Source organism: Pseudomonas sp. JUb42, assembly GCF_024807945.1.
Classification (GTDB): Bacteria; Pseudomonadota; Gammaproteobacteria; order Pseudomonadales; family Pseudomonadaceae; genus Aquipseudomonas.
In genome coordinates this window covers 71,055-85,423 of the sequence record NZ_JANUFD010000018.1, presented here as the reverse complement: position 1 = coordinate 85,423, position 14,369 = coordinate 71,055, and the positions used below count along the sequence as shown (strand labels likewise).

The window sequence follows — 14,369 nt, the reverse complement described above, 5'->3', positions numbered from 1 at the left end:
TTGCCCAAGGCTGGAGCGCCCCGCAAAGTCTGCTGAGGGCGGCCTGCAAAACGGCTGTTTCTACCAACCAGCCCGCGCTTTTAACGCCATCTGCTGATTTCACGGTGTTGTAATGAAGGTGTGTTGCAGCGTTGCAATCACGGTTCCGGCAGCCCGCCGGACCATGACCCAAACATACTTTCAGGACCGCACAAAATGAGCTTTCTTCGACCTAAATTCATTACGTTCGACTGCTACGGTACGCTGACCAACTTCCATATGGGCACCATGACCCGCGAGCTGTTCGCCGACCGTGTGCCCGCCGAGCAGATGGACCAGTTCGTCAAGGATTTCTCGGCGTATCGCCTGGATCAGGTCATGGGAGACTGGATGCCTTATGACGAGATTCTCAAGACTGCCCTGGCCCGCACCTGCAAGCGTTGGGGCGTTGAATACCGCGAAGAAGGCCAGCTCTACTACGACGCTGTGCCGACCTGGGGCCCTCATGCCGACGTACCGGCAGGTCTGTCGAAGATCGCCGACAAGATCCCCCTGGTGATTTTCTCCAACGCCAGCGACAGTCAGATCATGTCCAACGTCGACAAGCTCGGCGCGCCTTTCCACAAGGTTTTCACCGCAGAACAGGCGCAAGCCTACAAGCCACGCCTGGCCGCGTTTGAGTTCATGCTCGACAACCTCGGTTGTGGCCCGCAAGACATCCTTCATGTGTCGTCGAGCTTCCGCTACGACCTGTTCCCGGCCCACGACATGAAGATCAAGAACAAGGCCTTCGTCGCCCGTGGCCATGAAGTGCCGGCCAACGAGTTCTACGGCTACCGGCAGATTCCGGACATCGGCGGCCTGGCGGCGCTGGTCGGCCTGTAAGCAACCCATCCGGCACTTTCCAGGCCCGCATGACTGAGTAACGAAGGGGAACGAAATGCGCAATGAATCCTACTGGCTTGATACCGCACCGGTCTTTACCGGCGCCCAGACGGGCGCGGTAGCCGGGCAGGTGGACGTCGTGATCGTCGGTGGCGGCTTTACCGGGCTCGCGGCGGCGCGCGCTTTGGCCCTCAAGGGTGCCAGTGTGGCGGTACTGGAAGCCGGACGGGTAATAGGTGAAGCCTCCGGGCGCAACGGCGGCCAGTGCAATACCGGGGTCGCCCAGGATTATTCGGCACTCAGCGCCAGCTTGGGGCCGGACAAGGCCCGGGAATTTTATCGGGCTTACGAGAGTGCGGTGCAGAGCGTGGTCAGCCTGGTCGAGGAAGAAGACATTGCCTGCGATCTCAAGCGTAACGGCAAGCTCAAGCTGGCGGCCAAACCGATGCACTACGAGGGCATGGCCCGAACCTGTGAGCTGATTCGTCGGGAGGTGGACGCCGACGTCGAGTTGCTGACGGCGGCCCAGGCCCGTGCCGAAGTCGGCTCCAATGAGTTCCATGGCGGTTTGCTGCAACGCAACGGCGTACAGATCCACGTCGGTCGCTTCGGCGTCGGCCTGGCTGAAGCTGCTGTGCGGCATGGTGCACTGATCTACGAGAACGCCGCGGTGAAAGACTGGAAAGCTAATAAAGGCGGTTATCAGGTCAACACCGCCAAGGGCTCGATCCAGGCGAAGCAGATTCTGCTGGCCACTGGCGCCTGCCAGCACGGCGGTCCCGGCTGGTATCGCCGCCGCATCGTGCCGGTAGGCAGTTTCGTGGTCGCCACCGAGGTATTGCCCGAAGCGCTGACCGAGCAACTGTTCACCCGGCAACGATCCTATGTCACCAGTCGCCTGATCGGTAACTACTTCCGCCTGACCCCGGACAACCGCCTGCTGTTCGGCGGTCGCGCCCGATTCGCCATGTCCGGCGGCAGCTCCGATACCAAGAGCGGCGCAGTGTTGCAGGCGGCCATGAGCCAGATGTTCCCGCAACTGGCCGATACCCGCATCGACTACTGCTGGGGCGGCCTGGTGGACATGACGTCCGACCGTCTGCCCCGTGCCGGTGAGCACGACGGGATTTTCTACTCGATGGGTTACAGCGGTCATGGTGTGCAGATGTCGGTGCACATGGGCAAGGTCATGGCCGACGTCATGGACGGCAACACCCACGCCAATCCCTGGCGCGAACTTGACTGGCCTGCGGTCCCCGGCCATTTCGGCACACCGTGGTTCCTGCCTCTGGTCGGCGCCTACTATCGCTACCAGGACAGCCGCTACTGATTTTTTGCTTCACCGTTGTCGTTTGCGCTTCAAGGACACTCCGGTCAACCGGGCATCTCCATTTTCGACAGGTAGAACTGATATGGCTGACAAGAAAGTCGAACCCCAACTGATTTCAGGCGAAGAAAGCCTGCGCGTGTTTGAAGGACTCAATCGTGGCCTGTCGCGCCGCGATGCGTTGCGTATGTTGGGGGTTGCCGGGGTCGCTGCGGCGGGCGCGGGCAGCCTGTTCGGGGCCGCAGGCAAAGTCTTTGCCGATGACGCGGCCACACCGCTCAAGGGCAAGCCGGGCGGGCGCATCCGGGTTGCGGGCATGTCCAGCTCCACTGCCGACACCCTGGACCCGGCCAAGGGCGCGCTGTCCACCGACTACGTGCGTCACTTCATGTTCTACAACGGTCTGACCCGTTTTGACAGCCACCTGGTCCCGCAACTGGAGCTGGCCGAGCGCATCGATAACGACAAGGCCACGGTCTGGACCATCACCCTGCGCAAGGACATCACTTTCCACAACGGCAAGGGCTTGAGCGCCGCCGACGTGGTGTTCTCCCTCAATCGTCACAAGGACCCGGCCACCGGCTCGAAGGTCATGCCGCTGATGGCCCAGTTCGCCGAGGTCAAGGCCACTGGCCCGCTGGAAGTGCAGATCACCCTGACAGCACCCAATGCCGAGCTGCCGTCGATCCTTGCCGTGTCGCACCTGTTGATCGTTCCCGAAGGCACCACCGACTTCAATCTGGGCGTCGGCACCGGGCCGTTCAAGGTCAAGGAATTCAAGCCGGGCGTGCGCTCGGTCAGCGTGCGCAACCCGGGCTACTGGAAGCCGGGCCTGCCGTACCTGGACGAGATCGAATTCATCGCCATCGGCGACGAGCCGTCCCGGGTCAACGCCTTGCTGTCCGGCGACGTGCATATGATCAACGAGGTCAACCCGCGTTCGACCCAGCGTATTTCCGCCAGTGCCGGGCACCGGGTGGTGGATGCGCCGTCGGGCAACTACACCGACCTGATCATCCGCCAGGACCAGATGCCAGGGCAGAACGCCGACTTCACTCAGGCCATGAAGTACCTGCTGGACCGCGAACAGGTCAAATCGGCGGTGTTCCGTGGCTACGCGGTGGTCGGTAATGATCATCCGATTGCACCGGGCTCGCGCTATCACAACGCCGATCTGCCGCAACGCGCCTACGATCCGGAAAAAGCCAAATTCCTGCTCAAGAAAGCCGGCATGGAAAAGATCAGCATGCCGGTGGTCTGTTCTCCGGCCGCGACCGGTTCCGTGGACATCGCCGTGCTGTTGCAGCAATCGGCCAAGTCCGTGGGCCTGAACCTGAACGTCAACCGCGTGCCCAGCGACGGCTACTGGTCCAACCACTGGATGAAGCATCCGCTGAGCTTCGGCAACATCAACCCGCGTCCCAATGCCGACGTGATCTTTTCGCAGTTCTTCCAGTCCACCGCGCCGTGGAATGAGTCGGGCTGGAAGAACGAGCAGTTCGACCAATTGCTGATGCTGGCCCGTGGCGAAACCGACGACGCCAAGCGCGCGAAGATGTACGCCGACATGCAGACTCTGGTCAGCGACAACTGCGGCATCGGCATCCCGGTCTTCATCAGCAACATCGACGGTGTCGACCAGCGTATCAAGGGCTACAGCAGCAACCCCCTGGGCGGTTTCATGGGGTACATGTTCAGCGAGCAGGTCTGGCTGGACGCGTGATTGCGCCACGAACCGAGTGATGCGGAGCAGGACTATGAATAGCAACACACTGTGGCTGATCGGCAGGCGCTTCGGCGCGGCGATCGTGACCTTATTGATCGTGTCGATGGTGGTCTTCGCCATCACTGCCGTACTCCCCGGAGACGCGGCGCAGCAGGCCCTCGGGCAGTTCTCGACCCCCGAACAGGTGGCGGCACTGCGTGTGAAGATGGGCCTGGATCAGCCGGGTGTGATGCGTTACCTGCATTGGTTGCTGGGCCTGCTCAGCGGCGACCTGGGCAATTCGGTGTCCAGTGACATGCCGGTCAGCGAACTGATGGCGGGCCGCGTGCCCAACACCATGATGCTGGCCGCGGTCACCGCGCTGGTTTCGGTGCCGGTGGCCCTGACCCTGGGCATCGGTTCGGCCATGGGTCGGGGCGGGCGCATCGACAGCATCCTGAGCTTCATCACCCTGGCCCTGGTTGCAGTGCCGGAGTTTCTGGTGGCGACCCTGGCGGTGCTGGTGTTCGCCGTCAATCTGGGCTGGCTGTCAGCCTTGTCCTATGCCGCCGACATTCATTCGCCCTGGCAATTCCTGCGTACCTACGCACTGCCGGTGATGACCCTGTGTTTCGTCATCGTCGCGCAGATGGCACGCATGACCCGTGCCGCGGTGATCGACCAACTCGACAGCCCCTACGTGGAAATGGCCCGGCTCAAGGGCGTCAGCCCCGTGCGGATTGTCCTGCGCCATGCCTTGCCCAATGCCATCGGACCGATTGCCAACGCCGTGGCGTTGAGCCTGTCGTACCTGTTGGGTGGAGTGGTGATCGTCGAGACCATTTTCAATTATCCCGGCATCGCCAGTTTGATGGTCGATGCCGTGACCAACCGTGATATCGCACTGGTTCAGGCCTGCACCATGCTGTTCTGCACGGCCTATCTGGGTCTGGTTCTGCTGGCCGACCTGTGCGCCATTCTTTCCAACCCGAGGCTGCGAACCCAATGAACAAACTCATTGTGACATCGACGCCGGCGACTCCCGACCTGGCCCTGGGCAAGATCTCTCACGGCCCGTCATGGCTCGGCCTGCTGGGCGCCGTCATGTGTTTCTTCTGGCTGCTGGTGGCGCTGTTCGGGCCTTCGCTGGCGCCCCATCCGGTGGGCGAAGTGGTGTCGGACAACGTCTTTGACGTGCTCAGTCTGGCCCAGCCGTTCGGCACCGATTACCTGGGCCGCGACATGCTCAGCCGGGTGCTGGTCGGCGCCCGATTCACCGTTGGCCTGGCGCTGATTTCCGCCGTCCTCGCCAGTGGTCTGGGGACCACCTGTGCGCTGCTGTCGGTGATGGCGCCGAAATGGCTGGACGAAGCCATCAGCCGATTCATGGACGCCTTTATCTCAATTCCGAGCAAGATGCTCGCCCTGATCATGGTCTCCGCCTTCGGCTCCTCGGTGGTGCTGCTGATTTGTACGGCGGTGCTGAGTTTCATGCCCGGCGCCTTCCGTATTGCCCGCAGCCTGGCGGTCAACATCGAGGCCCTGGAGTACGTGCAGGTCGCCCGCACCCGTGGCGAGCGGCGCCTGTATATCGCCTGTGTGGAAATCCTGCCGAACATGATTAACCCGGTGCTCACCGACCTGGGCCTGCGTTTTGGTTTCATCGTCCTGCTGCTCAGCGGCATGAGTTTCCTCGGCCTGGGCGTACAACCGCCGGATGCCGACCTTGGCTCGCTGGTACGGGAAAATATCGGCGGTCTCAATCAGGGCGCTCCGGCCCTGGTGATTCCGGCCCTGGCCATCGGCACCCTGACCATTGGCGTCAACCTGTTCATCGACCGGATTTCCTCACGTCGCAGTCGCCGTTCGGGAGGGCATTGAGATGACGCAATTGATTCGGGTCCAAGACCTGCGCGTCGTCGCCTCGGGCGAGCGCGGCGAGAGCGAAATCGTCAAGGGCGTGAGCTTTTCCCTGGAGAAAGGTGAAGTGCTGGCGTTGATCGGCGAGTCCGGTTCCGGCAAGACCACCATTGCCCTGGCGCTGTTGGGCTATGCCCGGCGTGGCTGCCGGTTGGCCAGCGGTGTGGTGCAGGTCGGCGAGCACAATATGCTCGGCCTGGATGAAGGCCAGTTGCAGCGCCTGCGTGGCAATCGGGTGTCCTATATTGCCCAGAGCGCCGCAGCGGCGTTCAACCCGGCGAAAAAGCTGATCGATCAGGTCATCGAAGGCGCCCTGATCCATGGCCTGGGCACTCGCAGTGCGCTGACCGCCAAGGCCATCGGCCTGTTTCGTGACCTGTCCCTGCCCAACCCGGACAAGATCGGCGAGCGCTATCCCCATCAGGTTTCCGGTGGCCAGTTGCAGCGGGTCATGGCGGCCATGGCGTTGATCAGCGATCCGCTGCTGGTGGTGCTGGACGAACCCACCACGGCCCTGGACGTCACCACCCAGATCGACGTGCTGCGCGCCTTCAAGCGCGTGGTGCAGGAGCGCGGCGCCACGGCGGTGTATGTCTCCCACGACCTGGCGGTAGTGGCGCAGATGGCCGACCAGATCGTTGTGCTCAATGGCGGCCAGGTCATCGAACAGAGCGGCACCGCAGCCTTGTTGCGCGGCCCGGCCGAGGAGTACACCCGCAGCCTGCTGGCCGCTGCTCGCCCGGACGCCAAGCTGTCCCCGGCCAGTGAAGTGGCCCAGGACGTGACGCTGCTGACCATCAAGGGCATGACCGCAGGCTACGGCAAGAAGAACCTGCAGGGCATGCCGATGATACGCGTGCTCGAAGACATCGACCTGACGGTGCGCCGGGGCCAGGCCATCGGGGTGATCGGTGAGTCGGGCTCGGGCAAGTCGACCCTGGCGCGGGTGGTTGCGGGTCTGCTCGATCCAGCCAAGGGCGAGCTGCTGTTCGACGGCAAGCCGTTGTCCGGCACCCTGGCCGGGCGTACGGCGGATCAGTTCCGGCGTATCCAGATGGTCTTCCAGAATGCCGACACGGCGTTGAACCCGATGCACAGCGTCAGCACCATTCTGTCGCGGCCCTTGAAGATGTATTTCGGCCTCAAGGGCGCGGCCCTGCGCCAGCGCATCGATGAGCTGATGGATCTGGTACGCCTGCCGCGCAACCTGGCCGAACGTCGCCCCAACGAACTGTCCGGCGGGCAGAAGCAACGGATCAACCTGGCCCGGGCCCTGGCGGCCAAGCCCGACCTGATTCTCTGCGATGAGGTGACTTCGGCACTGGATACCGTGGTCGGCGCGGCGATTCTCGAATTGTTGCGCGACCTGCGTCGTGAACTGGGCGTGTCGTATCTGTTTATCAGCCACGACATTTCCACGGTGCGCGCCCTGTGCGACGACATCGTGGTGATGTACAGCGGCCACAAGGTCGAGGAGGGCAGCCAGGAGGCCTTCAGCCGTGCGCCGTTCCACCCCTACACCGACCTGCTGGTCAACTCGGTGCCGGAGCTGCGCCAGGGCTGGCTGGAAAGCTGCGGCAGTACCAGTGGCAGGCTGCCGCCGATCGGTGCATCGAGCAACACCATGGAACTGTGCACCTTTCTCAATCGCTGCCCGGTTCGGGTCGACGGTCTGTGCAACAAGACCGCGCCAGGCCGCCGGGTCATCAGCGGTAACAGTGAAATCCTCTGCCACCTGGACAGCCCCGAGCTTGAGCGCAGCCAGGTCCATTCGAACAATATGATTGTGGGAGCCTACGCATGAAAGGGCGTTTCGTAAGACTGGGCGAGCGCGAGCGACCTACGGTCAGCCTGCTGGTCGATGGCACGCCGATCAGCGCCTTGCAGGGCGACACCTTGATGGTCGCGTTGCTGACCCAAGGCACCGCGCTGCGTCAATCGGAGTTCGACTCCGGACGCCGTGCCGGTTTTTGCCTGATGGGTGCCTGCCAGGACTGCTGGGTCTGGACCCGCAGCGGCGAGCGCCTGCGCGCCTGCTCCAATGAAGTGCGCGACGGGCTGGATATTGTCACTACACAACCGGAGGCGAAATGGCCACTCCACGGGTAGTCATAGTCGGCGCGGGCCCGGCCGGCACGCGTTGCGCCGAAACCCTGCTCGGCGCCGGTATCAAGCCGATCCTGATCGACGAAAACCGCCGCGATGGCGGGCAGATCTATCGCCGCCAGCCGGAAGGCTTCAAGCGCGACTACGCCACCCTGTACGGCAGTGAAGCGGACAAGGCCCGCGCTCTGCATCAGACTTTCGACCGCCTGCGCAGTCAGCTCGACTATCGCCCCGATACCCTGGTGTGGAATATCGCCGAGGGGCAGTTGTTCTGTGTCAGCCAGGGCCGTCATTCGACCATCGAATACGACGCGCTGATCCTCTGCACCGGCGCCACCGACCGGCTGATGCCGCTCAAGGGCTGGCAGCTGGCGGGGACCTACAGCCTTGGCGGCTCGCAGATCGCCCTCAAGGCGCAGTCGGTGTCCATCGGCCACAGTGTGGTGTTCATGGGCAGCGGGCCGTTGTTGTACCTGGTCGCCAGCCAATATGTGAAGGCCGGGGCCAATGTGGCGGCGGTGCTCGACACCTCGCCGCTGCGCAAGCGCATCGCCGCGCTACCCAAGTTGCTGGCCCGCCCGGCGTTGTTGTTGACCGGCATGACGCTGCTGGCGCGCCTATACCTGGCCAGGGTCAAGGTGCATCTCGGGGTGCAGCCCCTGCAAGTGTTGGGGGATGAGTACAGCGGCGTCAGCGGTGTTAGTTTCAAGACCGGCAGCGGCAGTGTGATGCAGATCGAGGCCGATGCCGTGGCCTTGGGTTATCACCTGCGCCCGGAAACCCAGCTGGCTGATCTGGCGGGTTGCCAGCTGCAGTTCGACGAAGTGTCCGGCCAGTGGCTGCTGGCCGTTGACGACGAAGGCCGCACTTCAGTGCGCGGGGTCTATGCCGCCGGCGACGGCGCGCGGATTCGTGGCGCCGATGCCGCCGAACAGGCCGGGCGCCTGGCGGCCATGGCGTTGCTGGCTGACCGGCAGTTGCCGGTGGATGCCGCCGTGCGCCAACAGCACAAGGCGTCTCTGGCGGTGATGGAGCGTTTTCGTGTTGGCTTGTCTGAGGCCTTCCCCTGGCCTGTGGCCCAGGCCAAGGCACTGCCCGATGAGGCGATTGTCTGCCGTTGCGAGATGATCACCGCCGGTGAACTGCGCGGGGTGGTCCGGCAGAAGGGCGCCTGCGAGGTCAACCGTGCCAAGGCCTTCAGCCGGGTCGGCATGGGTCGTTGTCAGGGCCGATATTGCTCCCAGGGCGGCGCCGAGGTGATTGCCGCCGAAGTCGGCATACCGGTGGTAGAGGTCGGTCGCCAGCGCGGCCAGGCGCCGGTCAAGCCGCTGTCGATGCAGATGGAAGAGGTGATTTCATGACCGCGCAAAAAAGCGATGTGTTGATTGTCGGCGGCGGCTTCATGGGCAGCGCATCGGCGTTCTTCCTGTGCCAGCGCGGCCACTCGGTGACCCTGCTGGAGCGGGATCAGATCGGCCAGTACGCCAGTGGCGTCAACTTCGGCAACGTCCGCCGCCAGGGCCGTCACCTGGCCCAGCTGGACCTGGCCAACCGTTCCTGGGCGTTGTGGAAACGCCTGCCGCAGCTGATTGGCGAAGATCTCGAATTCCTGCCCAGCGGACATATGCGGGTGTGCTACGACGAGGCGCTTATCGACGATCTGCACGCCTATGCCGCCGCGCCCGAGGCCCGTGAACTGGACCTTGAAGTGATCGCGGGCAAGGCATTGCACGAGCGCTTCCCTTTCCTCGGGCCTGAGGTCAGGGGCGGTTCCTATGCCCCTCACGATGGCCACGCCAACCCGCGTCTGGCCGCTCCTGCTTTTGCCCGTGCCGCCGTGCGCGCCGGGGCCAGGGTCGAAGAGGGCGTTGAGGTGCTGGACGTACAGAAGGTCGCTGGCGAGTTTCAGGTCACCACGGCCGATGGCCGTCTGTTCACTGCCGCCAACCTGTTGATTACCGCTGGTGCCTGGGGCTCAAAGTTATCCGAGCAGTTCGGTGAAGCGGTCCCGCTGGAGACCCACGGCCCGCAGATGGCGGTCACCGAACCGGTGCCGTACTCCCTGCCGACGGTGATTGGCGTCTATACCAAGGTCCCGGAGGAAGTGATTTATTTCCGTCAGATCGAGCGCGGCAATATCGTCATCGGTGGCGGTTATCGCAGCCGCCCGGACATGCTCACGCGCCGCGCTCATGTCGAGCCGCGCAGTACCCTCAATCAGATCCAGCAGATGCGCCGCCTGCTGCCGGCAGCGGTCAACCTGAACATCATCCGGGTCTGGAGTGGTATCGAAAGCTACACCCCGGACTCCCTGCCGGTGATCGGCGCCAGCGGCAAGGTCGACGGGCTGTTCTATGCCTTTGGCTTCTGCGGTCATGGCTTCCAGCTCGGCCCGGGAGTGGGCGATGTCATGGCGGAGCTGATCAGCACCGGCCAGACCAGCACCCATATCGCACCCTTTGATATCCGGCGCTTCAGCCCGGCGCCAATCCTGTCATCGGCTGAATCGCCGAGCCTGCAACTGACGAGCAAAGTCTTATGAAACCCCGTGTACTGGATATCCTCAAGCGCCTGATCGGTTTCGACACGGTGTCATCCGAATCCAACCTGGCGCTGATCGAATACGTGCGTGAGCTGCTGGCGAGCAAGGGCATCGAATCGCTGATCGTCAAGGACGAGACCGGGCGCAAAGCCAATCTTTTCGCCAGCACCGGGCCGAAGGAGCAGCAGGGCATCCTGCTCTCGGGCCACACCGACGTGGTGCCGGTGGCGGGGCAGGCCTGGACCGTGCCGCCGTTCGAAGCCACGGTGAAGGACGGTCGCGTCTATGGCCGTGGCACCTGCGACATGAAGGGGTTTATCGCCCTGGCCATCGACGCCATGCTCGATGCTGCCGAGCTGAATTTGACCCGCCCGCTGCAACTGGCGCTGTCTTATGACGAGGAGATCGGCTGCGTCGGCGTAAGGCGCCTGATCGATGTACTGGACATGGCTACCCTGCGGCCGTTTCTCTGCGTCATCGGCGAGCCGACCCAGATGCAGTTCGCTGTCGGCCACAAGGGCAAGAGTTCCTACCGTACCTATTGCCGTGGCCAGGAAGCGCATTCGTCCCTGGCGCCACGGGCGATCAACGCGATCCATCTGGCCAGCGATTTCATCTCGGTATTGCGCGACAGTCAGAAGCGCGTCGAACAACAGGGTCAGCGCGACGAGGGCTACGACATCCCCTATAGCACCGTGCATATCGGTCGTATCGACGGCGGCAAGGCGCTGAATATCGTGCCCAACCTGTGCACCCTTGAATTCGAATTCCGCAACCTGCCACAGGACGATCCGGATCTGCTGTTGAGCGAACTGCGCGAGCGTGCCGAAGCCCTGGTGCGGGAAGCGCGGCAGGTCTCCGGCGTGGCTGATATCGAAATCGAAGTGATGAACGAATATCCGGCGCTGGACACCCACCCCAGCGTCGAGGCCGTGCGTTTGCTGCATAACTTCGCCGCCGCCGGCACCGAACATATCAAGGTGTCCTTCGGCACCGAAGGCGGGTTGTTCGCCAACCGCCTGAATGTGCCGGTGGTGGTTTGCGGGCCAGGCTCCATCGAGCAGGCGCACAAGCCCGACGAGTTTATCGATGACAGCCAGATGCTCGCCGGCGAGCGCTTTCTGCACAGCCTGCTCGCTTCGCTTAAGCAGTAGAGCCTGCCGTGGCGCCGCGAAATTCAGCAGCCGACGCTGCTGCCGCGGCGCTTTCAGCATCCTGCTCCGGAGCGCCTGCTTAGACTGGCGACTGACACATCCTCCGGATCAGGACTCGAGCATGCTCAAACATCAATTGCAGGACCCCAGCCTTCTAGTCGAACTTGCCTACATCGACGGCCAGTGGCTCGGTGCCGATGACGGTGCCACCCTCGACGTGAACAACCCGGCAACGGGTGAGCTGCTGGCCCGGGTTCCGGCCCTGCAAGGCACGGAAACCCGCCGCGCCATCGAAGCCGCTGAACGGGCCTGGCCGGCCTGGCGTGCGCGCCCGGCGGCTGAACGTGCGGCACTGCTGGAGCGTTGGTATCAGGCCATGCTCGATAACGTCGACGACCTCGGCCTGATCATGACCCTGGAGCAGGGCAAGCCGCTCAACGAAGCCAAGGGCGAGATTCGCTATGGCGCCAGCTTCGTCAAATGGTTCGCCGAAGAGGCCCGTCGTTCCTATGGCGAGACCATTCCGGCCCCCAGTGCTGACCGCCGTCTGATGACCCTCAAGCAGCCGGTGGGTGTGTGTGCGGCCATCACGCCGTGGAATTTCCCGAACGCGATGATCACCCGCAAATGTGCGCCGGCCCTGGCGGCGGGCTGCCCGATCATCGTCAAGCCCTCGGACCTGACGCCGCTGTCGGCCCTGGCCCTGGCGGTGCTGGCCGAGCGCGTCGGGATTCCGGCTGGGGTTTTCAACGTCATCACTGGCATGCCGGTGGGCATCGGTGAAGAGCTGACCGGCAACCCGGCGGTGCGCAAGATATCCTTCACCGGTTCCACTTCTGTGGGCCGTCTGCTGATGCGCCAGAGCGCCGAGCACATCAAGCGTTTGAGCCTGGAGCTGGGCGGCAATGCGCCGTTTATCGTTTTCGATGATGCCGACCTGGAGCAGGCCATCGCTGGGATCATGCTGAGCAAATTCCGCAATGCCGGGCAGACCTGCGTCTGCGCCAACCGCATCCTCGTGCAGGACGGCATCTACGAGCGCTTCGCCCAACGCCTGGTGGAGGAGGTGGCCAAGCTCAAGGTCGGCAACGGCATGGACGACGGCGTGACCATCGGCCCGCTGATTAACCCGGCAGCGGTGAGCAAGGTCGCCCGGCATATCGACGATGCCTTGAGCCAGGGCGCGACGCTGTTGTGCGGTGGCATTCCTACAGGTGACAGCCAGTTCGTTCAGCCCACGGTATTGGGCGATACCCATGCCGGTATGTTGCTGGCCAACGAAGAGACCTTCGGCCCCGTCGCGCCGCTGATGCGCTTTACTGATGAAGCCCAGGCGCTGGCCCTGGCCAATGCAACGCCTTATGGCCTGGGCGCCTATTACTTCACCCAGGATCTGCGTCGTTCGTGGCGTTTCGGCGAGGCCCTGGAGTTCGGCATGGTCGGCCTCAATACCGGGATCATCTCCATGGAAGTGGCGCCGTTCGGCGGTGTCAAACAGTCGGGGCTGGGCCGCGAAGGTTCGAGCTATGGGCTGGATGAGTATCTGGAAGTAAAGGCCTTTCATGTTGGCGGCCTTTAATCACCGATTGCACAGGGGAGCACGGATTCATGGGTAAAACGTTCAGGATCGCCGCGATTGCCGGCGACGGTATCGGTCAGGAAGTCATGCCCGAAGGGCTGCGCGTTCTGCAAAAGGCCGCGCAGAAATGGCAGCTGGAACTTGAGGTAGAAGTCGTCGAGTGGGCCAACTGCGACTATTACCTAGAACACGGCAAGATGATGCCCGACGACTGGTTCGACCAGCTCAAGGGTTTCGATGCGATCTTCTTCGGTGCCGTGGGTTGGCCCGAAAAGGTGCCGGATCACATTTCCCTGTGGGGTTCGTTGCTCAAGTTTCGCCGTGACTTTGACCAGTACGTGAATATCCGCCCGGTGCGCCTGTTCCCCGGCGTGCCGTGCCCATTGGCCGGGCGCAAGCCGGGGGATATCGACTTTGTCGTGGTGCGGGAAAACACCGAAGGCGAGTACTCCTCGGTGGGCGGCAAGATGTTCGAAGGCACCGAGCATGAGTTCGTGCTGCAGGAGTCGGTGTTCACCCGGCGTGGCGTCGACCGCATTCTCAAGTTCGCTTTCGACCTGGCTCAGAGCCGGCCGCGCAAGGTGCTGACTGCGGCAACCAAATCCAATGGCATTTCCATCAGCATGCCGTACTGGGACGAGCGCACGGCACTGATGGCGCAGAACTATCCCGAGATCAAATGGGACAAGCAGCACATCGATATTCTCTGCGCGCGCTTTGTCCTGCAGCCGGACCGTTTCGATGTGGTGGTGGCGTCAAATCTGTTCGGCGATATTCTCTCCGACCTAGGTCCGGCCTGCGCCGGTACCATCGGCATCGCGCCCTCGGCCAACCTCGATCCGCAGCGGCGCTTCCCGTCGCTGTTTGAACCGGTGCACGGTTCGGCCCCGGATATCTTCGGCCGCAACATCGCCAACCCCATTGCGATGATCTGGTCGGCGGCGCTGATGCTGGACTTCCTCGGTAACGGCGACGAACGCTATCGCGCGGCCCATGACGGGATCATTGAGGCTATCGAACGAACCATTGCCCAAGGGCCGAAAACCCCGGACCTGGGCGGGACCGGATCGACGCAGTCGGTGGGCGAGGCGATTGCTGCTGCTCTTTAGATTTAATGGGAGGGTAAATGACCGGAGTAGTGATTTGTGGGAGCGAATTCATTCGCGAAGAGG

Annotated in this window: 12 protein-coding genes; all 12 read left to right on the top strand. The window is 63.1% G+C overall.

The genetic code is table 11. The annotated features are described in order from the left end of the window. Nucleotides 1-195: 195 nt before the first annotated feature. Nucleotides 196-864, top strand: a complete 669-nt coding sequence (locus M2401_RS29100) for a haloacid dehalogenase type II (protein ID WP_259109141.1) — start codon at nt 196-198, stop codon at nt 862-864. 55 nt (nt 865-919) lie between these two features. Beyond that, complete coding sequence (locus M2401_RS29095) at nt 920-2,194, top strand: FAD-binding oxidoreductase (RefSeq protein ID WP_259109139.1); 1,275 nt, start codon at nt 920-922, stop codon at nt 2,192-2,194. Nucleotides 2,195-2,276: 82 nt separating this feature from the next. After that, nucleotides 2,277-3,914, top strand: a complete 1,638-nt coding sequence (locus tag M2401_RS29090; RefSeq protein WP_259109137.1) for an ABC transporter substrate-binding protein — start codon at nt 2,277-2,279, stop codon at nt 3,912-3,914. Between the two features lie 34 nt (nt 3,915-3,948). Next, the gene (locus tag M2401_RS29085; protein WP_259109129.1) at nt 3,949-4,905 is read left to right on the top strand and encodes an ABC transporter permease; all 957 of its coding nucleotides are present in this window, start codon (nt 3,949-3,951) and stop codon (nt 4,903-4,905) included. Beyond that, entirely contained in the window at nt 4,902-5,777 is an 876-nt protein-coding gene (locus M2401_RS29080) for an ABC transporter permease (RefSeq protein WP_259109127.1), read from the top strand. The genes M2401_RS29085 and M2401_RS29080 overlap by 4 nt, the downstream gene beginning before the upstream one ends. A 1-nt stretch (nt 5,778) precedes the next feature. Beyond that, complete coding sequence (locus M2401_RS29075) at nt 5,779-7,620, top strand: ABC transporter ATP-binding protein (protein WP_259109125.1); 1,842 nt, start codon at nt 5,779-5,781, stop codon at nt 7,618-7,620. After that, on the top strand, nt 7,617-7,925 hold the full coding sequence (locus M2401_RS29070; protein WP_259109123.1) for a (2Fe-2S)-binding protein: 309 nt from the start codon (nt 7,617-7,619) through the stop codon (nt 7,923-7,925). Before M2401_RS29075 ends, M2401_RS29070 begins: the two co-directional genes overlap by 4 nt. Continuing rightward, a complete protein-coding gene (locus M2401_RS29065; protein ID WP_259109122.1) occupies nt 7,907-9,283 on the top strand; it encodes an NAD(P)/FAD-dependent oxidoreductase in 1,377 nt (458 codons plus the stop codon). Before M2401_RS29070 ends, M2401_RS29065 begins: the two co-directional genes overlap by 19 nt. Continuing rightward, nucleotides 9,280-10,464, top strand: coding sequence for an FAD-binding oxidoreductase (locus M2401_RS29060; protein WP_259109121.1), 1,185 nt, complete (start codon nt 9,280-9,282; stop codon nt 10,462-10,464). Before M2401_RS29065 ends, M2401_RS29060 begins: the two co-directional genes overlap by 4 nt. Further along, entirely contained in the window at nt 10,461-11,618 is a 1,158-nt protein-coding gene (gene argE, locus M2401_RS29055) for an acetylornithine deacetylase (RefSeq protein ID WP_259109119.1), read from the top strand. Before M2401_RS29060 ends, argE begins: the two co-directional genes overlap by 4 nt. A gap of 121 nt (nt 11,619-11,739) precedes the next feature. Next, nucleotides 11,740-13,197 (top strand): NAD-dependent succinate-semialdehyde dehydrogenase, encoded by a 1,458-nt coding sequence (locus tag M2401_RS29050; protein WP_259109117.1) that lies wholly within the window; start codon nt 11,740-11,742, stop codon nt 13,195-13,197. Nucleotides 13,198-13,226: 29 nt separating this feature from the next. Beyond that, nucleotides 13,227-14,306: a tartrate dehydrogenase gene (locus M2401_RS29045; protein WP_259109116.1), complete on the top strand. Its 1,080-nt coding sequence runs from the start codon at nt 13,227-13,229 to the stop codon at nt 14,304-14,306. The last annotated feature ends 63 nt before the right edge of the window (nt 14,307-14,369 follow it).